Origin of the sequence: Streptomyces sp. MMBL 11-1 (assembly GCF_028622875.1) — a bacterium.
In the GTDB taxonomy this organism is placed as follows: Bacteria; Actinomycetota; Actinomycetes; order Streptomycetales; family Streptomycetaceae; genus Streptomyces.
This window is the reverse complement of record NZ_CP117709.1, coordinates 5,960,823-5,982,772: the sequence shown is the minus strand read 5'-3', so window position 1 is coordinate 5,982,772 and position 21,950 is coordinate 5,960,823. Positions and strand designations below refer to the sequence as shown.

The 21,950-nt window shown below is 70.8% G+C and carries 19 protein-coding genes; 11 read left to right on the top strand and 8 right to left on the bottom strand.

Translation table 11 applies throughout. The annotated features are described in order from the left end of the window. The 7 genes from PSQ21_RS26760 (at window position 1) to PSQ21_RS26730 (ending at window position 6,841) form a co-directional block, all read left to right on the top strand. Window positions 1-414, top strand: coding sequence for a roadblock/LC7 domain-containing protein (locus PSQ21_RS26760; protein ID WP_006127850.1), 414 nt, complete (start codon window positions 1-3; stop codon window positions 412-414). A gap of 135 nt (window positions 415-549) precedes the next feature. Beyond that, on the top strand, window positions 550-957 hold the full coding sequence (locus PSQ21_RS26755; RefSeq protein ID WP_003966010.1) for a DUF742 domain-containing protein: 408 nt from the start codon (window positions 550-552) through the stop codon (window positions 955-957). Next, window positions 938-1,519 carry a GTP-binding protein gene (locus PSQ21_RS26750; RefSeq protein WP_003966011.1) on the top strand — a complete coding sequence of 194 codons (582 nt, stop codon included), beginning with the start codon at window positions 938-940 and terminating at the stop codon, window positions 1,517-1,519. Before PSQ21_RS26755 ends, PSQ21_RS26750 begins: the two co-directional genes overlap by 20 nt. A gap of 361 nt (window positions 1,520-1,880) precedes the next feature. Beyond that, on the top strand, window positions 1,881-5,126 hold the full coding sequence (locus tag PSQ21_RS26745; protein WP_274033677.1) for a sensor histidine kinase: 3,246 nt from the start codon (window positions 1,881-1,883) through the stop codon (window positions 5,124-5,126). Between the two features lie 10 nt (window positions 5,127-5,136). Further along, the gene (locus PSQ21_RS26740; protein WP_006127847.1) at window positions 5,137-5,550 is read left to right on the top strand and encodes a roadblock/LC7 domain-containing protein; all 414 of its coding nucleotides are present in this window, start codon (window positions 5,137-5,139) and stop codon (window positions 5,548-5,550) included. 90 nt (window positions 5,551-5,640) lie between these two features. After that, window positions 5,641-6,279: a DUF742 domain-containing protein gene (locus tag PSQ21_RS26735; RefSeq protein ID WP_274033676.1), complete on the top strand. Its 639-nt coding sequence runs from the start codon at window positions 5,641-5,643 to the stop codon at window positions 6,277-6,279. Then, window positions 6,260-6,841 carry a GTP-binding protein gene (locus PSQ21_RS26730; RefSeq protein ID WP_014048542.1) on the top strand — a complete coding sequence of 194 codons (582 nt, stop codon included), beginning with the start codon at window positions 6,260-6,262 and terminating at the stop codon, window positions 6,839-6,841. The genes PSQ21_RS26735 and PSQ21_RS26730 overlap by 20 nt, the downstream gene beginning before the upstream one ends. Window positions 6,842-6,915: 74 nt before the next feature. Here the strand turns inward: PSQ21_RS26730 and PSQ21_RS26725 are convergent, their stop codons facing one another. The 3 genes from PSQ21_RS26725 to PSQ21_RS26715 form a co-directional block, all read right to left on the bottom strand. Next, complete coding sequence (locus PSQ21_RS26725; RefSeq protein WP_030076048.1) at window positions 6,916-7,119, bottom strand: acyl-CoA carboxylase subunit epsilon; 204 nt, start codon at window positions 7,117-7,119, stop codon at window positions 6,916-6,918. A gap of 71 nt (window positions 7,120-7,190) precedes the next feature. Continuing rightward, window positions 7,191-8,774 (bottom strand): acyl-CoA carboxylase subunit beta, encoded by a 1,584-nt coding sequence (locus tag PSQ21_RS26720; protein WP_274033669.1) that lies wholly within the window; start codon window positions 8,772-8,774, stop codon window positions 7,191-7,193. 308 nt (window positions 8,775-9,082) lie between these two features. Beyond that, on the bottom strand, window positions 9,083-12,952 hold the full coding sequence (locus PSQ21_RS26715; RefSeq protein ID WP_274033667.1) for an endo-alpha-N-acetylgalactosaminidase family protein: 3,870 nt from the start codon (window positions 12,950-12,952) through the stop codon (window positions 9,083-9,085). Window positions 12,953-13,340: 388 nt separating this feature from the next. Here PSQ21_RS26715 and PSQ21_RS26710 point away from each other — a divergent pair, with 388 nt between their 5' ends. After that, window positions 13,341-14,552: a glycoside hydrolase family 64 protein gene (locus PSQ21_RS26710; protein ID WP_274035954.1), complete on the top strand. Its 1,212-nt coding sequence runs from the start codon at window positions 13,341-13,343 to the stop codon at window positions 14,550-14,552. 170 nt (window positions 14,553-14,722) lie between these two features. Then, entirely contained in the window at window positions 14,723-15,394 is a 672-nt protein-coding gene (locus PSQ21_RS26705) for a peptidoglycan-binding domain-containing protein (protein ID WP_397990634.1), read from the top strand. Window positions 15,395-15,449: 55 nt separating this feature from the next. On the opposite strand, the gene PSQ21_RS26700 is transcribed toward PSQ21_RS26705, so the two are convergent. Continuing rightward, window positions 15,450-15,974: a hypothetical protein gene (locus PSQ21_RS26700; RefSeq protein ID WP_097871475.1), complete on the bottom strand. Its 525-nt coding sequence runs from the start codon at window positions 15,972-15,974 to the stop codon at window positions 15,450-15,452. Between the two features lie 286 nt (window positions 15,975-16,260). Between PSQ21_RS26700 and PSQ21_RS26695 the strand changes: the two genes are divergently transcribed. After that, a complete protein-coding gene (locus PSQ21_RS26695) occupies window positions 16,261-16,881 on the top strand; it encodes a YceI family protein (RefSeq protein WP_274033661.1) in 621 nt (206 codons plus the stop codon). 89 nt (window positions 16,882-16,970) lie between these two features. Here the strand turns inward: PSQ21_RS26695 and PSQ21_RS26690 are convergent, their stop codons facing one another. From PSQ21_RS26690 to PSQ21_RS26675, 4 genes are all read right to left on the bottom strand, one after another. Then, window positions 16,971-17,999: an iron-siderophore ABC transporter substrate-binding protein gene (locus PSQ21_RS26690; RefSeq protein WP_274033659.1), complete on the bottom strand. Its 1,029-nt coding sequence runs from the start codon at window positions 17,997-17,999 to the stop codon at window positions 16,971-16,973. Window positions 18,000-18,067: 68 nt separating this feature from the next. Continuing rightward, window positions 18,068-18,922, bottom strand: coding sequence for an ABC transporter ATP-binding protein (locus PSQ21_RS26685; protein WP_274033657.1), 855 nt, complete (start codon window positions 18,920-18,922; stop codon window positions 18,068-18,070). A 19-nt stretch (window positions 18,923-18,941) separates the two neighbouring features. Beyond that, window positions 18,942-20,030, bottom strand: coding sequence for a FecCD family ABC transporter permease (locus PSQ21_RS26680; RefSeq protein WP_274033656.1), 1,089 nt, complete (start codon window positions 20,028-20,030; stop codon window positions 18,942-18,944). Next, window positions 20,027-21,094, bottom strand: a complete 1,068-nt coding sequence (locus PSQ21_RS26675; RefSeq protein ID WP_274033654.1) for a FecCD family ABC transporter permease — start codon at window positions 21,092-21,094, stop codon at window positions 20,027-20,029. The genes PSQ21_RS26680 and PSQ21_RS26675 overlap by 4 nt, the downstream gene beginning before the upstream one ends. Window positions 21,095-21,308: 214 nt before the next feature. On the opposite strand from PSQ21_RS26675, the gene PSQ21_RS26670 reads away from it, so the two are divergent. Continuing rightward, a complete protein-coding gene (locus PSQ21_RS26670) occupies window positions 21,309-21,866 on the top strand; it encodes an MSMEG_1061 family FMN-dependent PPOX-type flavoprotein (protein WP_274033653.1) in 558 nt (185 codons plus the stop codon). Window positions 21,867-21,950 lie beyond the last annotated feature (84 nt).

The window sequence follows — 21,950 nt, the reverse complement described above, 5'->3', positions numbered from 1 at the left end:
ATGAGTCAGGCCGCGCAGAATCTGAACTGGCTGATCACCAACTTCGTGGACAACACCCCAGGGGTGTCCCACACGGTGGTGGTCTCCGCGGATGGCCTGCTGCTGGCGATGTCCGAAGGTTTCCCGCGCGACCGCGCCGACCAGCTCGCCGCCGTCGCGTCCGGCCTCACCTCGCTGACCGCGGGCGCGTCCCGCATCTTCGAGGGCGGTGCCGTCAGTCAGACGGTTGTGGAGATGGAGCGGGGATTTCTCTTCCTCATGTCCATCTCCGACGGATCCTCACTGGCCGTTCTGGCCCACCCGGACGCCGACATCGGTCTGGTCGGGTACGAAATGGCCCTCCTGGTCGACCGTGCGGGCACCGTCCTCACGCCCGACCTCCGCGCCGAACTCCAAGGAAGTCTGCTCCACTAGGCGGCCATCCAGCGGATTCACGACACGATCCCCCCAGGTAATGCCCACAACCCTCACCCGTCAGGCCGCTTTAGTCCCCTCACCGGCCCCTTGCAGACGGCAAGCCGAGAACCTGCTGTCACGCCCGGAGGATTCATGACCCCGCCACCCGCCTCACCCGATCCGTACGGAGCACTGCACCACGCGTCGTACGACGGGGAAGGCGACCAGCCGCTGGTTCGTCCTTACGCCATGACCGGCGGCCGGACCCGGCCGCGCTACCAGCTCGCGATAGAGGCACTGGTCAGCACGACGGCAGACCCCGCGCATCTGGGGACGCTGCTCCCCGAGCACCAGCGGATCTGCCACCTCTGCCGTGAGGTCAAGTCGGTGGCGGAGGTGTCGGCGCTGCTGTCGATGCCGCTCGGCGTCGCCCGGATCCTGGTGGCGGACCTGGCGGAAGCCGGCATGGTGGCCATCCACCAGCCGGGCAACGGAGAGGCCGGCGGCGCGCCGGATGTGACACTGCTCGAAAGGGTGCTCAGTGGACTTCGCAAGCTCTAGCGGCGGTACGGGCCGCGCCACCACCTCGGCGAAGATCGTGGTGGCGGGCGGCTTCGGCGTGGGCAAGACCACGTTCGTCGGTGCCGTCTCGGAGATCAATCCGCTGCGCACCGAAGCCGTCATGACGTCCGCCTCGGCGGGCATCGACGACCTGACCCACACCGGGGACAAGACCACCACGACGGTGGCCATGGACTTCGGACGCATCACGCTCGACCAGGACCTGATCCTGTACCTCTTCGGTACACCGGGCCAGGACCGTTTCTGGTTCATGTGGGACGACCTGGTCCGCGGCGCCATCGGCGCCGTCGTCCTCGTCGACACCCGCCGCCTCGCCGACTGCTTCCCCGCCGTCGACTACTTCGAGAACAGCGGACTGCCCTTCGTCATCGCCCTCAACGGCTTCGACGGACACCAGCCCTACACCCCCGACGAAGTACGCGAAGCACTCCAGATCGGGCCCGACGCGCCCATCATCACGACCGACGCCCGCCACCGCGCGGACGCCAAGAGCGGCCTGATCACGCTGGTCGAGCACGCGCTGATGGCACGCCTGAAGTAGTTCTTCCCCCCGGCGTAAGTCGATATCGGCATACGGAAGTTGCCGTAGTCACACGGGGGCGGCCTGTGTCGTCCGACACGATCCGCCCCCGTGTTCATAACGTTTCGACAGAGAATTGACTCCACGTCGCCACCCGACGCATCCATTCGGTGCCACTGCGCTCACATGAGCCCCGTCTTTTGACGGGGCTCGCTCTTTATGCCCGTTTTATCTGAGGTCTGGGCCACTCGGAATCGCCCGTTCCGACTGTTTGGAACGGGACCGGTCCCCGTGCTGCAATTCGACGAACTCCCCAGTAGTACGGCCCTGAACGAATAATCCGGCACAGCGTAGGTGCCGACGCCGAGAGGTTGTTGGTCGAGTGAGGCGAAGCAACGAGGGCTCCGCGGCGCAGCCTGAGCGGGGCAACTTCACCCCGCCGTCGCGCGCTGTGGCGTCCCCTGCGGACGCGTCCGGGACGGAGCGCGCCGGTGCTGGCAGCACCAGCCGGATGTCCCCGCGCAACTGGCGTGTGGCCACCCGGCTGAACGCGATCCTCCTGATCCCGGTGCTGGTCGGCCTCGTCATGGGCGGCTTCCAGGTGAAGGGCTCCATCGACACCTGGAGCGAGGCGCAGGACGCGGAGAGGATCGCGGTCGTCGTGCGCGCCGCGTCCGACTACGGACAGGCGCTCCTGAACGAGCGGGACCTCACCGCGGAACCGCTGCTCTCGGGCGACCGTGACGCCGATGTGGTCGAGCAGACCCGGGCCACCACCGACGAGGCCGCGCGGAAGTTCGACGCCGCGGTGGAGGGCATGCCGGCGAAGCCCGGCCTGGAGCGCCGTCTGAAGCTCTTCAAGGCCGAGGAGCCCAAACTTCCCGAGCTGCGCAAGGCCGCCTACGCGGGGGCCCTGGACCCGGTGAAGACCGAAGAGGGTTACACCCAGGTCCAGCACTCCCTGATGCAGTTCGCCAACGAGCTCGGCCTCGGCACCGGCAACATCACCAGTTACGGCCGTACCGTCTACGCGATCGAGCTGTCCAAGGCTGCAGAATCGCTTCAGCGCTCGATCGGCACGCACCTGCTGGTGCGCCCGAGCAAGAAGCCGGGCACGTACGACGAACAGGTCAAGGCCTTCGGCTCGTACAACTACCTGGAGCAGATCGCGCTGGGCGAGTTCAACTCCGGCGGCACCCAGGCCGACGTCAACCGTCTCAAGCAGGTGATGGCCGGCCAGGCCGCCGAGGGCGCCAAGCAGCTCAAGGCGGCCAAGGAGCAGGCCGAAGCCGCGGGCGAGCCCTTCGTGGCGCCTCCGAGCATCGACGGCTCGGTCTTCGACGGCATGGCCCGCGAGATCGGCAAGGGCCAGGACCCCGAGGAGCTGGCGGCCAAGGGCATCACGCCCGCGAGCTGGATGGCGGCGGCGACCGCGAAGTTCGAGGGGTACGCCACCGTCGAGGAGGAGCTGGTCACCAAGGCGGTGGACGAGGCCGCGAGCATTTCCGCCGACGCCAAGACCGACGCCATCGTCAACGGGCTCATCGTCGTCATCGCGCTGCTGGCCGCCTTCATCCTGGCCGGGCTCATGGCCCGCCAGATGAGCCGCTCCATGCGTCAGCTGCGTACCGCCGCCTTCTCCATCGCCGAGCAGCGGCTGCCCTCCCTCGTCGACCAGCTCTCCCGCACCGACCCGGGCCGGGTCGACACCCGGGTGCAGCCGATCCCGATCACCACGCAGGACGAGATCGGCGAGGTCGCCCGCGCCTTCGACCAGGTGCACCGTGAGGCCGTCCGGCTCGCCGCCGAGCAGGCCATGCTGCGGGGCAACGTCAACGCGATCTTCACGAACCTCTCGCGCCGCAACCAGTCGCTCATCGAGGGCCAGCTGACCCTCATCACCGACCTGGAGAACAACGAGGCCGACCCGGACCAGCTGGAGAGCCTCTTCAAGCTGGACCACCTGGCCACCCGTATGCGCCGCAACGGCGAGAACCTCCTCGTCCTCGCGGGCGAGGAGCCCGGCCGCCGCTGGAACCAGCCGGTTCCGCTGGTGGACGTCCTGCGGGCCGCCTCCTCCGAGGTGGAGTCCTACGAGCGCATCCAGCTGACCGGTGTGCCGGAGAGCGAGATCCACGGCCAGGCCGTCACCGACCTCGTGCACCTGCTGGCCGAGCTGCTGGAGAACGCCACCACGTTCTCCTCGCCGCAGACCAAGGTCAAGGTCACCGCGACCCGGCTGCCCGACGGCCGCGTCATGGTCGAGATCCACGACAAGGGCATCGGCCTCACCGCCGAGGACTTCGCCGACATCAACCACAAGCTGGCCAACCCGCCGACCGTGGACGCCGCGGTGTCGCAGCGCATGGGCCTGTTCGTGGTCGGCCGGCTCGCCGACCGGCACGGGATCCGGGTCCAGCTGCGCCCCTCGGGCGAGCAGGCCGGGACCACCTCGCTGGTCATGCTGCCGGACGCCATCACCCACGGTGGCGGTGGCGAACCGGGCGGCGGCCAGGACGACTTCACCGTCTCCTCGATCATTCCCGAGCAGCAGCAGGCCTTCGAGCCGACGCCGCGGCAGGCCCCGATGCGGACGGCGGCGGAGCTCGGCTTCGACGACTCGCGCTACGAGGCCCCGGCGGACCCTGGTCAGCTGGACCCGGTCAACCGCTCGCTGATGCGCGAGGAGCGCAGGGCGGCCCTGGAGGCCCAGACGGGCCCGGGCGGCCCGTTCGGGGGCACCTCCCCGGACCAGCAGGGCTACGCGCCGGAGTCGTACCAGGGCGACCCGTACGAGGGGCAGCGGCAGGAGGGTTACGCCGACGATGGCTACGGCCAGGGCCAGTACGGGCAGCAGCAGCCGCAGCAGCCGTACCAGGGAACGTACGAGCAGCAGCAGTACGGCGCCGAGGGCGGTTACGCGCAGCAGGATCAGCAGCCGCAGCAGGGTCAGCAGCACCCGGGAGACGGTTTCCCGGAATCGGCATATGCCGATCAGCATGCCCAGCAGGGCCAGTACGCCGCCCCGTACGCGGACTCGCCGGACCCGTCCCACCAGGATGACTGGCCTGTTCAGAGCGGATTCGGACACGCATATGAGCCGATTGCTCCCGCCGAATCGGAATCTGTTCCGAGCGCGCCCGCGGAGCCTTCGGAACGCGTAGGCTTCGAACGTCCGGGACCCACCCCGAACGTCGGCCACGAGCTGACCGAAGCCGGTCTGCCGCGCCGAGGCGGTCAGCAGCACTGGCAGCCCGGCCCCGGTGGCCGCGGCAACGACCAGCCCGATCCGGCCCCGGGGCCCCAGCCGCGGCAGGAACAGCGGCAGGACCCGCAGACGGACGGGGACGGCACCGACGACTGGCGTTCGACGAACGACGAGCGCTGGGAGCGGGCCGAGAAGCTCCGTGAGCCGAAGGCGGGCGGAATCACCCCCTCCGGCCTCCCCCGGCGCGTACCCAAGGCCAACTTGGTCGAGGGCACGGCGGAGCAGACCCAGCAGGGCGGCCCCCAGGTCTCCCGCGCGCCCGAGGACGTCCGCGGCAGGTTGAGCAACCTGCGGCGAGGGGTCCAGCGGGGACGCAGCGAGGGTACGGACACCAGTACCACCTACAACCAGGAGCGTTAGTGTGAGCCCGATGAGCCAGGCGGCGCAGAATCTCAACTGGTTGATCACCAACTTCGTGGACAACACCCCAGGGGTGTCGCACACGGTGGTGGTCTCCGCCGACGGCCTCCTGCTGGCGATGTCCGAGGGTTTCCCGCGCGACCGCGCCGACCAGCTGGCGGCCGTCGCGTCCGGTCTGACGTCGCTGACCGCGGGCGCCTCCCGGATCTTCGAGGGCGGCGCCGTGAATCAGACGGTTGTGGAGATGGAGCGTGGATTCCTCTTCATCATGTCCATTTCCGATGGATCCTCACTCGCTGTTCTGGCTCACCCGGACGCCGATATCGGTCTGGTTGGGTACGAAATGGCCCTTCTGGTGGACCGCGCGGGAAGTGTTCTGACGCCGGATCTCCGCGCCGAGCTCCAGGGAAGTCTTCTTAACTAGCAGACAGACAGTGCGTTTCTCGCCACCGCGCCATAAAGTGCGGTGGCGCGGCCCCACGGGGACCGGTGACCGGCAGTCGGAGGAGGAAACGTGGCAGCACCCACAGGCGGGCACCCTTACAGCGGTGACCAGAGGATTCCGGGTGAGCACGGTGACAACCGTTTCGGCTTCCGTGCCGCACCTGGCGGGCAGGGCTCCGGCCAGTACCAGCCATACCAGGAGCCGCAGCACCCACAGCAGCAGCACGGTGCTCACGGCGCCCAGGGGTCCGAGTGGTCCCCGCAGCAGCCGGGGGCGGGGTGGCCGCAGCAGCCCCAGCGGTACGACGCGCCCCACCAGCCGCGCGTTCAGCCGGTGCAGCAGCGGCGGGCTCCCGAGCCCGCCGCGCACAACCCGCTGGTCCGTCCGTACGCCATGACCGGCGGCCGGACCCGACCGCGTTACCAGCTCGCCATCGAGGCGCTGGTCAGCACCACGGCCGATCTGTCCCGGCTGCAAGGGCAGTTGCCCGAGCACCAGCGGATCTGCCGGCTCTGCATCGAGATCAAGTCGGTCGCCGAGATCTCGGCCCTTCTCTCGATCCCCCTCGGCGTTGCCCGGATCCTCGTCGCCGACCTGGCCGAGGCCGGACTCGTCGCTATCCATCAGCCCGGCGGCGACGAGGCCGCCGGCGGCCAGCCAGATGTGACACTGCTCGAAAGGGTGCTCAGTGGACTTCGCAAGCTCTAGCGGCGGAGCGGCCCGCTCCACTACCTCGGCGAAGATCGTGGTGGCAGGGGGCTTCGGCGTGGGTAAGACCACGTTTGTCGGTGCCGTTTCGGAGATCAATCCGCTGCGCACCGAAGCCGTGATGACGTCCGCCTCGGCGGGCATCGACGATCTGACCCACACCGGGGACAAGACCACCACGACGGTGGCCATGGACTTCGGACGCATCACCCTGGACCAGGACCTGATCCTGTACCTCTTCGGTACACCGGGTCAGGACCGTTTCTGGTTCATGTGGGACGACCTGGTCCGCGGCGCCATCGGCGCCGTCGTCCTCGTCGACACCCGCCGCCTCGCCGACTGCTTCCCCGCCGTCGACTACTTCGAGAACAGCGGACTGCCCTTCGTCATCGCCCTCAACGGCTTCGACGGACACCAGCCCTACACCCCCGACGAAGTACGCGAGGCACTCCAGATCGGGCCCGACACCCCGATCCTGACGACGGACGCCCGCCACCGCGCGGACGCCAAGAGCGCGCTCATCACGCTGGTCGAGCACGCCCTGATGGCGCGGCTGCGCTGAGGCTCCGGCACACGACGTGGAAGGGCCCCGCACTCCAGGAGTGCGGGGCCCTTCCACGTCGGGCTCGCGGGCGGTCAGCCCTGCCAGCTGTGCGGTGCGCGGAAGCCCGGCGTGCGCTCCAGGCGGCGCCATCCGGCGGTGTCGCGGCCACGGTGGGCGGGGGCGGCGGGCTGGGCGGCGGCGCGGGCCATCAGGACGGCGGTGATGGCCGCCAGCTCCTCGGGGTCGGCGTGACCCTTCTCGACGCGCAGGACGGACTCGGCGGACGTCAGGCTCATGGTGGGGTGTCTCCGTCTTCTCGGCAGGATGTCAAGGACCGTGCGGCGGATCGCGCCGCGGCGAGGAATGACTACTGCGGGGGGTTGCCGTGCTTGCGGGACGGCAGGTCGGCGTGCTTGTTGCGGAGCATGGCGAGCGAGGCGATGAGCACCTCGCGGGTCTCGGCGGGGTCGATGACGTCGTCGACGAGGCCGCGCTCGGCCGCGTAGTAGGGGTGCATCAGCTCGGCCTTGTACTCCTTGACCATGCGGGTGCGCATGGCTTCGGGGTCCTCGGCGTCGGCGATCTGCCGGCGGAAGATGACGTTGGCCGCGCCCTCGGCGCCCATCACCGCGATCTCGTTGGTGGGCCAGGCGTAGGTGAGGTCGGCCCCGATGGACTGGGAGTCCATGACGATGTACGCGCCTCCGTAGGCCTTCCGCAGGATCAGCGAGATCCGCGGCACGGTGGCGTTGCAGTAGGCGTAGAGCAGCTTCGCTCCGTGGCGGATGATCCCACCGTGCTCCTGGTCCACGCCCGGCAGGAAGCCGGGGACGTCCAGAAGGGTGATGATCGGGATGTTGAAGGCGTCGCACATCTGGACGAAGCGTGCGGCCTTCTCGGAGGCCTCGATGTCCAGCACGCCCGCCAGCGCCTGCGGCTGGTTGGCGACGATGCCGACGACCTGGCCGTCCAGGCGGGCCATCGCGCAGATGATGTTGCGGGCCCAGCGCTCGTGGATCTCCAGGTAGTCGCCGTCGTCGACGAGCTCCTCGATCACCTTGTGCATGTCGTACGGGCGGTTGCCGTCGGCCGGGACCAGGTCCAGCAGGACGTCGCCGCGCCGGTCGGCGGGGTCGTCGCTCGGGGCCGTCGGCGGGTTCTCGCGGTTGTTGGAGGGCAGCATCCCGATGAGGTAGCGGACCTCGGCGATGCAGGTCTCCTCGTCGTCGTACGCGAAGTGCGCGACGCCCGAGGTCTCGGCGTGCACATCCGCGCCACCGAGGCCGTTCTGCGTGATCTCCTCGCCGGTGACCGCCTTCACGACGTCCGGTCCGGTGATGAACATCTGCGAGGTCTCACGGACCATGAACACGAAGTCGGTGAGCGCCGGGCTGTAGGCCGCGCCGCCCGCGCACGGGCCGAGCATCACGCTGATCTGCGGGATCACCCCGGACGCCCGGGTGTTGCGCTGGAAGATGCCGCCGTAGCCCGCGAGCGCCGAGACGCCCTCCTGGATACGGGCCCCGGCACCGTCGTTCAGGGAGACCAGCGGGGCCCCCGCCGAGATGGCCATGTCCATGATCTTGTGGATCTTCGTGGCGTGGGCCTCGCCCAGCGCCCCGCCGAAGATCCGGAAGTCGTGCGCGTAGACGAAGACCGTGCGGCCCTCGACCGTGCCCCAGCCCGTGATGACACCGTCGGTGTACGGCTTCTTCGCCTCCAGGCCGAAGCCCGTCGCACGGTGCCGGCGCAGCTGCTCGACCTCCTGGAACGAACCCGGGTCCAGCAGCAGCTCGATCCGCTCGCGCGCGGTCAGCTTCCCCTTGGCGTGCTGCGCCTCGGTCGCCCGCTCGCTCGGTCCGCGCCGCGCCTGCTCGCGCAGGGCCAGCAGTTCGGCCACCCGGCCTCGGGTGTCGTTCGGCTCACCCTGGGTTTCGTCCACAACGGTCATGTACTGACCCTACGAACACCGACCCAGAATTCGTGCCGTCGACTCCGTACAGTCTCCTGCCCGGTTTCGTGGTGGGAATGAACAGAACCGCGGCACCGAGCACCCGATCCACCAGCGAAACGCCGCGCCGCGCTGTATGAACTCAACAAAGACGAGGATGTGCGCTGAACCACAGGCGGGGGAACGGTACGTGAAGCCCGTGCGCCGGGCCCCGCTCTCCCCGCAGTATGCCGCAGGGCCCGCGCCCCACGCCGGAGGGGCGGCCCCGGTCCCCCGGCGCCGCCCCTCCCCCGTATCGGCTTCGGGGGTCAACTCCCGCAGTGGAAGCGGGCATCGCCCCAGTCGGCGTGGTCGTTGCCGTTGCCGTCCCCGCCGTCCTGGACGACCAGCTCGACGTACTTCGCGCCGGAGACGTCGGCCGTGAGCTTCCAGGCCGGGTCGGCCGCCCCCAGCACGGGTGACACCACCTTCTCCGTGGAGTCGGCGGTGACCGAGAACCGCACGGTGCCCCGGGTGGCCTGGGCGTCGTCCACGCCCACCTCGGCGGTGAAGGAGGTGCACTTCCCGCCCAGGTAGTAGCGGATCCTCGCCGGGGCGTGCGTGCCCAGGCCCTTGGCGTAGACGACACCGCCGATCTTCAGGGGGCCACCGTCACCGGCCCCTGACTCCCCGTTGGAGCGGTCGCGCTCGACCGGGCCCCAGCCGTTCTGCGCGGCGGTCCAGTCGAGGTCGCCGGCCCAGCTGTCCACGGTGGGCGGCGGCGGGAGCGTGCGGACGGAGGTTCCCGCGCCGAGCGCCCTGGCCGCTCCCCCGACGGTGTACGTGGCCTCCGCGTCCAGCGGGTACGTGTCGTAGGGGGCGTCGACCGGCGGGGTGACCCGCCAGCTGCCGGTGGCCTTCGCGCCCGGGGCGACCGAGTCGAAGGCGACCGGGCCCACGGGCTCGGCCTTCCAGCCCTCGGGCACGGTGAGCGCCAGCTTCACGCCGGTGGCGGCGCTCGCCTCGTCGTTGCCGAAGGTCGCCTTCACCGTGTTCGGGGCCCCCGGCTCCAGGGTCTCGGCGTCGGCGGCCACGTCGAGCGTGCCGCAGACGGCCTCCTGCCCTGCGGGGGCCGGTCCGAGGTCGGTCACGGTGAAGCCGTCGAGCACGAAGTCCGCGCCCTTGGGCGCTCCGGGCAGCTTCCGCAGCCCGGTCCAGGTGTCGCCGCAGCCCGCGGTGAGCGTCCGGCTGAACCGCCCGGTGGTGCGCTGCTGCCCGACCGGGGTGGCCCGGGTCTCGGTCGAGGAGGCCCTGCCGTCGGCGACCCGGTCGTAGCCCTCCACCCAGCTGTAGGCCCCGGCGTGGCTGGACTGGTAGTCGAACGCGACCTCGTACCGGTGGCCGTCCTTCATCGGGACGGTCCAGGGGGCGGTGCGGTAGACGAGGCCGGTGTTCTCCTCGTGGGACTTCAGCGACTCCTTCCCGCCGAGCACGTCGTCGACGAGCTTCCCGTTCCAGCCCGACTGGGTGTACGGGGCGTGGAGCTGCGAGATGCTGGTGCGGGGGTCGGTGGAGCCGCCCGCGTCGCCCTTGAGGAAGGGGCCCCAGCCCTGGTCGACGGCCTCGAAGTCCTCGTACGCCACCGTGCCGGCGCGGGTCGCGGGGGCGTTCTCGACGATCCGTACGTCGTCGGCGCGGACCTTCGCCGTGCTGCCGCCCGCAGCCTCGATACGGAGGGTGGTGCGGCCGCCCGCCGGGGCGGTGAAGTTGACCTTGGCGCGCTGGAAGGACGTGCCGTGCCAGTCGGACGCGGCGACGAAGTCCTCGGCCGTGGAGCGTTCGACGGCCACCGACGCACCCCCGGCGCTCAGCACCGTACGGCGGCTCTCGCCGGGCTCGACCTCGATCAGGGCGGAGGCGGTGTAGCGCTTGCCGGGCTTGAGTCCGGTGACGGTCTGGGAGAGCGCGGCCGGGTCCGGGCCGGAGAGTCCGGCGCTGTTGCGGCCCTGCTCGTCGGTGTCGCGGACGGCGGTGCCGGTCTTCTTCCAGCCCTTCAGGTCACGGTCGTTGAAGCCGGGGTCCTTGAGCCCGGTCCCCTTCCCCCAGGCGGCCGGCGCGTCCTTCGGCGCACGGTCGGGGTAGAGGACGTAGGCCTGTCCGGCGGCGGCGGTCAGCGTGATCCGCCCGGCCTCGGGGCGGACGGTGGTGACCTTCTCGCGGCCGTTGTCGGTCAGCTTGTAGAGGGTGTACGCGCCCTTGCCGGGCACCTCCCAGGTGCTGGAGCCGCCGGTCTCGCTGTAGTGGTAATGCTTCTTGCCGCCGTCCCACGGCAGCAGGTAGTCGGTGCCGCTGAGCACCTTGCGGCCCTGGTCGTAGAAGGTCCGCTTGCCGTCCTCGACCGTGCCGCGCACCCCGCCGGTGAAGGTGATGTCGTTGCCGTCCCAGCGGGTGATCCGCTGCTGCTGGAGGTACTTCGCGGGCAGGTTCTTCTGCCAGATGTTGGCGGTGAACGCGTTCCAGTCGGTCTCGCCGGTCCAGCCCTCGAAGTCCTCCAGAGCACTCTGGCCGAGGACCGGGTGGTTGTTCCAGATGTCCTTCTCGCCGTTGCGGATGAACCGGATGATCTGCGAGTTCAGGCCCTTGTTGGTGGCCCCGCCGTAGTTGAGGTCGTTGGCCCAGTGCGACCAGAGGGAGGCGCGCTCGAACTTGTCGGCCCACTCGGTGCCGACGGTCCAGCCCTGCTTCTGCACGGCCTGGATCGTCTTGTCGGCGATCCAGCCGTGGCTGTAGTAGACGTCGATGTAGAGGAAGTCGAGGTTCTCGTCGGTCTCGTCGCGCAGTTGCTGGAAGCGCTTCGCCAGGTCGCCGCTGTTGATGTCGCGGCGCTGGTCGATGTAGTAGCTCTGGTTGAGCCAGTTCCAGCCGGGCCTGGTCTTGTCGACGAGCTGCTCGGAGAAGGCGTTGGCCTCCGGATAGGACTCGGTGGCGTTGACGTGGACCCCGAAGTCGGCACCCCACTTCTTCCCCTGCTTCAGCAGGGTGTTGAGGTCCTTCAGCCCGCCGGCGCGCTTGTTGTAGTTGCCGCCGTAGTCCGGGTGGGCGGAGTCGTGGCCCTCGGAGCCGTACCCCTTGAGGACGGCGAGCTGGCCGAGGCCGTCGGTGGCCTTCGAGATCCGCTTGACGTCGTCCAGGGTGCGCAGGAACGGGTGGGTGGCCTGGCTGGCGAAGTTGAACGGGATGTGGGTGACGACCCGCTTCGCGGTGTCCTCGCTGCCGGGCGCGGTGATGCCGATGGCACGGAAGGCGACGGCCCCGTCCTGCCAGTCGACGGCCTTGTCGCCGTTGGCGTCGGGGGTGACGACGACCTTGGCCCACGGCAGGTTCTCGCCGCTCTCGGGCTTCGGCGCGCCCTCGCCCCGGTAGGTCCACTGGCCGGACCAGACGCCGACCCGGACGCCGCCGCCCTGCTCGGCGCGCGCCTGGTGCCAGAAGCGGGCGTCGTCGCCGCCGGTGGCCCCGGCGGGCTTGTCGTACGAGGAGTTGGACTCGATCGCCGCGGCGAGTGCGCCGTTGTTGAGGATCGCGTAACTGGCCCCGACGGGCGCGGTGTCGGGCTTGGTCTCCCCGGTGACCTCCGCGAAGACGTCGGCGGTGCGGGTGGAGTCCGGGTCGAGCCTCGTGAACGCGGTGGCGGCCCCGGCCTCGGCGGACCCGACCGAGATCAGGTCGTGCCCGGGGATGTCGATGGTCCCGACCCGGAACGCGGCGGTGTCGCGGACCGCGGTCACCTTGAACGTGGTGGCCCGTCCGGAGACGGTGAGCGAGGCGTCGATCTCGACCCCCGGCAGGGAGTCGAAGGCGAGGGTGTAGCGGGCGGCGGAGCGGGTGACCTTCGGCTTGCCCTTGAGCTTCACCGGGCGGGCGGTCCCGTTGAGGGTGACGGCGGTGACCGGCCGGACGCTGCCGAGCAGCCGTTCGCCGCTCGTCCGGTCGGTGTACGACAGGACGCGCGGGAAGTCGTCGGCGACGGCGACGGCGAGCGGGCCGGATCCGATGACGGCGGATCCACCGGACTCCGCCGCCCCGGCCGGGGAGGGGGACGGATCGGCGGCTGCGGCAGGGAGCGCGGTCCCGCTGAGCGCCAGCACGGCTGCTGAGGCCGCGGCGACCAGGCCGGGGCGAGGGAATCTTGGCGACATGGCCCCTGAGTAGTCGCCGTGTCCGGACACCGTCAACGAACTTCGGGCCCGGGGGCCGACTCCGTCCAACAACCCCGGTGCGTTAGTCCAAGTCAGGACGGTGCGGGGCCGGCCGGGGCCGTCTTCACCTCTTGGCCGCCGGCGTCCCCGGGCGGTCACGGTTCGCACCCGCTCGGTTCCGGCAAGTACCGCTTCGAGACGTCGAGTTGTGAAGACTCCGCATTTTTGAGAGCGCTCTCAGTCACATGTCTTGACGCTCGTTCCGCGCCTCGCGAGAGTGGTGCGCACCGCAGGCACCCCCACGGTCAAGACCCTCCCCACGCCACCCCCCCACCACCCGCCTGCGGCCCCCCACCACCTCGGGAGTACCTCCGTGATCTCACGCCGAATGTTTCTGACCGGCGCCGCCGCCTCGGCCGCGGCGCTCACGTACCCCGCCTGGGGCACCGCACTGAGCCCTCGCGCCTCGGCGGCCCCCGCGACCTGTGAACTGGCCCTGGAGAACAAGTCGTTGCCGGGCACGGTGTACGCGTATGTGACCGGCCGCGAGCTGGGCACCGACCGCTGGGTGCTGCTCAAGCCGGACGGCGGCGTCTACCGCCCGGATTCGCCCGGCGCCCCGCAGACCCCGCTGCCCGTCGACTGCGCGATCCCGCTCAAGGCCGCGGGCGCGGGTCCGGTCGTGCTGACCCTGCCGCAGATGTACGGGGCGCGGGCCTACTTCGTCCGCGACGACAAGCTGGACTTCTACCTCAACCCGGGCCCCTCACTGGTGGAGCCCGCGTTCGCGACGCCCACGGATCCCAACTACGGGCGCACCTGGTCGTTCTGCGAGTTCACCTTCAACACGCAGCAGCTGTACTCCAACATCAGCTACGTGGACCTGATCACCGCCCTGCCGATCGGGATCACGCTGGAGGGCGACGGGACGCACGTCGTCGCGCCGCACCCGGAGGACGCGGTGCGGCGGATCGCGGACGACCTTACCGCCCAGGCCGCCGCCGACGGGCAGCCGTGGGACAAGCTGATCACCCGGAGCGGCGACGGCAGCGTCCTGCGGGTCGTCTCGCCGCAGAACGTCATGGCCCCGTACTTCGACCGGCCCGCCGAGATGCCGTTCCGGGACCTGTTCACCGCGCAGATCGACGAGGTCTGGGAGAAGTACCGCTCCGAGGACCTGCGCATCGACCTCCAGGGCGGCCGGGGCACGCTGGCCGGCCGGGTCAGCGGCGACACGCTGACCTTCGAGGGCGGCCACACCTTCGTCAAGCCGGAGACGAAGGACATCTTCACCTGCAACCACGGCCCGTTCACCAACAACCCGGGCGACTCCGACGACAAGAAGGCGATCCTGGCCCGGCTGGCGGCGGGCTTCAACCGCTCGATCATGCTGAGCCACCCGAGCCAGCCGAACGGCACGTCAGCGGCGGACTACTACAAGGGGCCGGTCACCAACCACTGGTCCCGGGTGGTCCACGCGAACAGCCCGATCGGTTACGCGTTCCCGTACGACGACGTCCGCCCGGACGGTGAGCCGGACGTGTCGGGCGCGGCGCACGACGGGAACCCGCGTCGCTTCACGGTGAGCGTGGGCTCCTGACGCCTGCCCGGTAGGCATGTACGCCCGCGCCCCCGCCCCTGTCGCCTCGGGCGGGGGCGGGGGCGCATGCCCGGGACGACACGTGCGGGTCCATCCGATACCTCATCAATTGACATGCTGTGTGGCGTTCTTGACTTCGCTCCGGCGCCCCGGGACGGTTCCGTATGCGAATGAACCGACTCCCCCGCCGCGTGCTCGCGGCGGCCGCCGCCGGATTCCTGCTCACCGCAGCGGCTCCGGCGCACGCCGACCCCGCCCCACCGCCGTCCCCCGCCCCGCAGGCGCCCGGCGCGCACGGCCTGCGCGCCTTCCAGCAGAGCTACGGCCTGCCCCCGACCGGCCGGGTGGACACCGCCACCGCGCAGCTGCTCAGGGCGGCCCCGGACAGCGAGCTGCGGGTGTTCTTCGCCGCCCCCACCGACCTCGGCCCGGAGCAGCTCGCCCACGCCCGGACGGTCATCGGCGTCGGCAAGGGTGCGGAGCTGCCCGAGGAGGCCCAGGTCATCGCGCTGATGACGGCCATGCAGGAGTCGAAGTTCGTCAACTACACGTCTCCGGTCGACCACGATTCGCTCGGGGTCTTCCAGCAGCGCCCCAGCATGGGCTGGGGCACGCCGGCGCAGATCACCCACGTACCGACGGCGTCGAAGTCCTTCTACGGGCTGCCCTCGCCCAGCGCCAATCCGGGGCTGCTCCAGATCGGCGGCTGGGAGTCGATGGAGCCCGGCGACGTGTGCCAGGCGGTCCAGCGGTCAGCGCACCCTGACCGGTACGCGCAGTGGGAGGCCTTCGCCCGGGACCTGCTGGAGCAGGAGGGCCCGGACGCCGACCCGATCCCGTAGGCGCGGAGGGCCCGGGGCCGCCCCGGTGCGGGACGACCCCGGGCCGTCGGCCGGGTCAGCAGCCGCCGCAGTTGTAGTACGTGACGTCCCAGTGGTTGCCCTCGTCCGCGTAGATGTTGCCGGAGCCGGACCGGTACTGGCGCGCGCCGTCGCCCCGTACGCCGATGTAGGTGAAGACGCCGGTGACGTAGTTGTTCAGGCAGGTGCTCTTGGCGAAGTCGAGCTTGTAGCCGTTCCAGTGGGAGTACGTACCGCCGGCGTGCCCGGTCTCCGTGCCGCCGGTGATCCTGAGCGCGCAGCCGGTGGCGCTCTTGAGGGTCTGCGCCCCCTGGGCGCTCGCCAGGTTGAGCTGGTCGAAGGACGTGCAGGTCGGGTTGGACCGGTCGGAACAGCCACCGGAGGACGACCAGGTGATCCCGGACGAGCTGAACCGGGAGGTCGCCTGCGCGTGGGTCAGCTTGGTCACGGCGTGCGCCTCGGTGGCGCCGCCGCCGAACGCGCCGATGCCGGGCACGAAGAGGGCGCCGAGGACGAGAGCCAGGGCGGTGAGGGCGGAGCGGAGTCGGGGACGGGTCACCATGGAGAATTCCTCCTGTTCATGACAAATCAAGGGCCGCACGGGCGGGCCGCGCACGCCGGTCAGGGTGATAGTGCCCGAGTTCTACGCGCGTCCGCCAGAGGGCGACACGGGGGCGCCCCGCCACCCCCTCCCTCCGCACACCCGGCCGGAGAGGCGCGGCCCTGCCGGGAAGCGCCAGATGTTGAACTTTGAACTAGATGGGGTTACAGTCGAACTCGTTGAAGGTTGAACAAAACCTTCGGCGCCGCTCGATCCGTCCCCCGTAGCGCATCCCCGAGGAGGAGCCATGGCTCTGTTCACCCGTAAGTCGACCGCCGCCCCCACCGTCACCGAGGCTCCCGCGGTGGACCCGGCGCTGGCCGCCCTGACCGGCACGTACACCATCGACCCCTCGCACAGCAGCATCGGTTTCACCGTGCGTCACGCGATGGTCACGAACGTGCGGGGTTCCTTCGGCGAGCACGAGGGCACCCTGGTGCTGGACGGCACGGACCCGGCGAACTCCTCCGCATCCATCGACGTGAAGATCGCCAGCGTCGACACCGGCATCGCCGACCGTGACGGCCACCTGGTCAGCGGCGACTTCTTCGACGCCGAGAAGTTCCCCCTGATGACGTTCCGCTCGACGAAGGCCGAGCAGCTGGGCGGCGAGGCGTACCGGATCACCGGCGACCTGACCATCAAGGACGTCACCCGGCCGCTCGCCATCGACCTGGAGTTCCACGGCTCCGCCACCGACGTGTACGGCAACGAGCGCGTCGGCTTCGAGGGCAGCGCCGACATCCTGCGCTCCGACTGGGGCCTGACTTGGAACGCCGCACTGGAGACGGGCGGCGTGATGGTCAGCGACAAGGTGAAGCTGACCTTCGACATCTCCGCGATCAAGGCCGCGGCCCCGGCGGCCTGACGCCCCCGGCCGCCGAGCGCGTCCGCCCGTCACACAGCAGCGCCCCGCACCCGGTTCTCCCGGGGACGGGGCGCGCGGGGCGTCCGGTACTACTTCGCCACCTTCTCCGCGAAGAGCGGCACGACCTTCTCCAGCGCGTACGAGACGGACAGGACCGAGTCCGTGGCGAACGCCTGCGAGATGTCCTTGTCGTCGAAGACGATGTCGTTGCCCGCCTTCACCGACGGGACCGCCCGGTACAGCGGGTCGCCGCTGATGTCGGTGGCCGGGATGCCGATCGGGGTCATGACCGTCAGATCCGCGTCGAGCATGTCCAAGTTCTCCTTGGAGACGGACACGGAGAAGCCCTCGCCGGCCTGGGCCTCGGCCTTCGGGTTGTTCTTGAAGCCGAGCCGCTCGACGAAGTCGATGCGCCCGGTGCCACCGACGTAGACGCCGAAGCCCTCGGAGGTACGCGAACCGACGGTGATGGTCCTGCCCTGGAACTCGGGGTGGGCCTTCGCGGCGGCCTCGAACTTCTTCCCGGTCTCCGCGATCAGCTCCTCACCCTTCTCCGGTACGCCCATGGCGGCGGCGATCATCGTGGTCTGCTGCTCCCACGAGATCTTGTACTGGTCGCCGCCCTTGGGCACGCCCACGGTCGGGGCGATCTTCTTCAGGGTGTCGTAGCGGGTCCGGTCGCCGCTGGACTTGGTGTCCAGGATCAGGTCCGGCTGGAGGGAGGCGATCTTCTCGAACTCCGGCTCCATCGTGCCGATCAGCTCCGGCTTCTTGTCGTACATGCCCTTGGCCCACGGGCCGACGCCCTCGCCGCCGAACGGCAGCCAGTCGCTGGCCCCGACCGGCTGGCCGCCGAGCGCGAGCACGGTCTCGGCGTCGCCCCAGCCGAGCGCGACGATGCGCTTGGGCTGCTTGTCGACGGAGACCTCGCCGAACTTCGTCGCCACCTTCGCGGGGAAGGCGCCCGCGGAGGCCCCTTCGGAGGCGGAGGAGGCGGAGCTGTCGGAACCGTCCGACGAACCGCAGGCCGAGAGGCCGACGAGCAGGGCGGCGACAGCACCGGCCGCGAGGAGGGGGGTGCGGCGGGGGCGCCGGGCGCGGGAAGCGGAAGCGTTCATGCCCTTTAGGTTAGCCTCACCTAATGACAACGGTGCCATCGGGTGGGTCCCCCGGTTCCGTACGCGACTCAGGCGGCCGGGTCCTTCACGTGGTGGCGGCCCAGCGGCACGACCATCGGGGTGGCCGACGCCGGGTCCTCGATCACCGAACAGCGCATGCCGAAGACCTCGCCGACCAGCTCCTCCGTGACGATGTCGACCGGCCGGCCCTCCGCGACGATCCGGCCCGCCTTCATGGCGATCATGTGGTCCGCGTACCGGCAGGCCAGGTTGAGGTCGTGCAGCACGGCCACCATGGTGACGCCCTGCTCGCGGTTGAGGTCGGTGAGCAGGTCCAGGACGTCCAGCTGGTGGCTGGCGTCCAGGAAGGTCGTCGGCTCGTCGAGCAGCAGGATGTCGGTGCGCTGGGCCAGCGCCATCGCGATCCACACCCGCTGGCGCTGACCGCCCGACAGCTCGTCCACGGAACGGTCGGCGAGTTCGAGGACGTCCGTCGACAGCAGGGCCGCCGCGACCGCCTCGTCGTCCTCGGCGCTCCAGCGGCGGAACCAGCCCTGGTGCGGGTAGCGGCCGCGCCCGACCAGGTCGGAGACGGTGATGCCCTCGGGGGCGGTGGGGCTCTGCGGCAGGATTCCGAGCACGGCCGCGACCTCCTTGGTCGGCGTCTCCTGGATGGACCGGCCGTTCAGGAGCACCGCCCCGGCGGAGGGTGCCAGCAGCCGGGCCATCGCCCGCAACAGCGTCGACTTGCCACAGGCGTTGGGGCCGACGATGACGGTGATCCTCCCGGGCGGCACCGCCACGCTCAGGCCGGGGACGATCTCGCGGTCGCCGTAACCGAGCCGGACGTCCCGGGCTTCCAGGGTGTGATCGGCCACGAGGGGGCCACGCCTTTCGTCGTCGTCTTCTCGATACGTCGCCATGGACGGGGCCTTCTTCATCTCAGCCCCCGCCGCCCACGCGGTTGGCGCGGGCCAGGAGCAGGAGCAGGTACGGGGCGCCGATGATGCTGGTGACCACGCCCACCGGCAGCTGTACGGAGGGCAGCGCGTGCTGCGCCGCGAAGTCGGCGACCAGGACCAGCAGGGCCCCGGTCAGGGCCGCCTGCGGCAGGGCCGCGCCCCGGCCCGGGACCAGGCGGCGGGCGATCGGGGCGGCGACGAACGCCACGAACCCGACGGGTCCGGCGGCGGCGGTCGCGACCCCGGCGAGCGCGGTCGCGCAGCCCAGCAGGGCGAGCCGCCCGCCCTCGACCTTCGCGCCGAGCCCGGCGGCGGCGTCGTCCCCGAGCTGGAGAGGGCGCAGCGCGTGGGCGGCGAGGACGGTGAGCGGGACGAGGACGCCGAGGGCGATGAGCAGCGGCCACACCTGGCTCCAGGAACGGCCGTTGAGGCTGCCCGCGAGCCAGCGGAACGCCTCCTGCGCGTCGGTGACCTCGGAGCGGGCCATCACGTACCAGACGATGCTGGAGAGACCCATGCCGACGCCGATCCCGACGAGGACCAGACGCTGGCCGGCGATGCCCTGCCGCCAGGCGAGCAGGTAGATGGCCGCACCGGCGACCAGGGAACCGGTGAGGGCGCTCGCGGAGAGGACGAGTCCGCTGACCTGGAAGAGCAGGGCGGCGGTGACGGCGACCGCGCTGGCCCCGGCGCTGATGCCGATGAGGTCGGGGCTGGCGAGGGGGTTGCGCAGGACGGTCTGGAAGACGGCTCCGGAGAGGCCGAATCCCGCGCCGACGAGGATCGCGAGGAGGGCGCGGGGCAGCCGCAGTTCCAGGACGACGAACCGCGATCCGCCGTCGCCGCCGCCGAACAGGGTGGCGACGACCTTCCCGACCGGCATCACCATGTCGCCGAAGCTCAGCGAGACGCCGAGCATGACGATGACGGCGGCCAGCAGGGCGGCGCCGACGACGACGGAGCGCCGCAGGCTCCGGCCGCGTACGGCGGACACCTGGCGTACGGCGTCGGCGAGCCGCTCCTTGTCCGCGCGGGCGGCGTCCTCGGCGACGGGGGTCGGCCGGCTCACAGTTCCACCAGCTTCCTGCGCCGGACCAGCCAGATGAACGGGATGCAGCCGATGGCGGCCGTGATCACGCCGACCTGGACCTCTCCCGGGCGGGCGATGACCCGGCCGACGATGTCGGCGACGAGCAGCATGACCGGGGCGAGCACCATGCTGTACGGGAGCACCCAGCGGTAGTCGGGGCCGGTGATGAGCCGGGCGGCGTGCGGTACGGCGAGCCCGACGAAGCCGACGGGCCCGGCGACGACGGTGGCCGCGCCGCAGAGGATCACCACGGCGAGGGCGGACACCATCCGGATGGTCCCGACCCGCTGGCCGAGGCCGCGGGCCAGGTCGTCGCCGAGGGAGAGGGCGTTGAGCTGCGGACCGAGGGCCAGCGCGAGGACGACACCGGCCGCGATGAACGGCGAGACCTGCCACAGCACCTCGGAGGACCGGGCGTTCAGCGCCCCGAGCTGCCAGAACCGGAACTGGTCGTAGCTCCCCCGGTCCTGGAGCAGGATCGCGCTGGTGACCGAGGTGAGGACGGCGGCGGTCGCGGCCCCCGCCAGCGCCAGCTTGACCGGGGTGGCGCCTTCCCGGCCGAGCGAGCCGACCCCGTACACGAGGAGGGCGGCGAGCAGCGCGCCGAGGAAGCCGAACCAGATGAACTGGGTGGCGGCGGTGAACCCGAGCAGGGTGATCGAGCACACCACGGCCACGGACGCGCCCGCGTTGATGCCGAGGAGCTGGGGGTCGGCGAGGGGGTTACGGGCGACGCCCTGCATCACCGTGCCCGCGAGGCCGAGGGCGGCGCCCGCGAGCAGGCCGGCGACGGTGCGCGGGATGCGGACCTCCTGGACGATGAGCTGGCCCTTGACCGAGGTGTCCGGGTCGAGGACCCCGTCGACGACGTCCCGGAAGGGCACGTCGCCGGAGCCGACGGCGAGGCTGGCGACGACGGTGAGGAAGAGCACGGCGAGGGCGGCGAGCAGCCCGAGCGCGAGTACGGGCCGGCTGCGCTTGCGCCGCGTCTCCTTGCCGCCGCCCGACGGCTTCTCCTTCGCCAGGAGGGCCGGGCCGCTCACGACCCGGTCACCGGGGCGGCGGGAATGCGGTGGTGCACTGTTCGTTCCTCAACCCTTGCTCGTCGGCGCCGGGGGCTTCCCCCAGGGCACGGGTGACGCCCTCGTCGGCCGGTCCACCCCGGACGGGGAACACAAGGGGTCCCAAAGTAAGGTCACCCTAACAGCGCCTGTTCGACCACGCGCTGCCGCACCCCACGAGCTCCGGAGCACTTCCTTGTCGTACGCCGCCGCCCCCGTCACCCCCGCCACCGGTCCGCTGGCCGGGGCCGTGCCCCTGGGCTCGGCGGACGAACTGCGCGAGCTCCTGGGCACCCCGCACCCGATCGTCATCGACAAGGTCCACGACCGGCTCACCGAGGACGACCTGGACCTGCTGGCCCGCTCGCCGCTCTGCACCATGGCCACGTCGGACGCGGCCGGGAACTGCGACGCCATCCCGCGCGGCGGCGCCCCCGGTTTCACCCACGTCCTGGACCCGGGCACCATCGCCCTCCCCGACCGCCCGGGCAACCGCCGTGCGGACAGCTTCCACAACATCCTGGCGAACCCGCGCGTGGGCCTGCTCTACCTGATACCCGGTGCGATGGACGTCCTGCGCGTCAACGGCCGGGCCCACCTCGTCACGGACGCCCCGTTCTTCGACGCGATGACGGTGAAGGGCCAGCGCCCGAAGCTCGCCCTGGTCGTCGAGATCGACGAGATCTTCCGCCACTGCCCGGCGTCGCTGAAGCGGTCGGGGGTGTGGGCGCCGGAGACGTGGGCGGCGAGCTGAGCGCGCCTCTCGACGGAGAGTGAGGGCCGCGGTCGCGGCCGGGTGGGCCGGTGCGGCATGTCGCCGTTGCCCCGTACGTAAAGT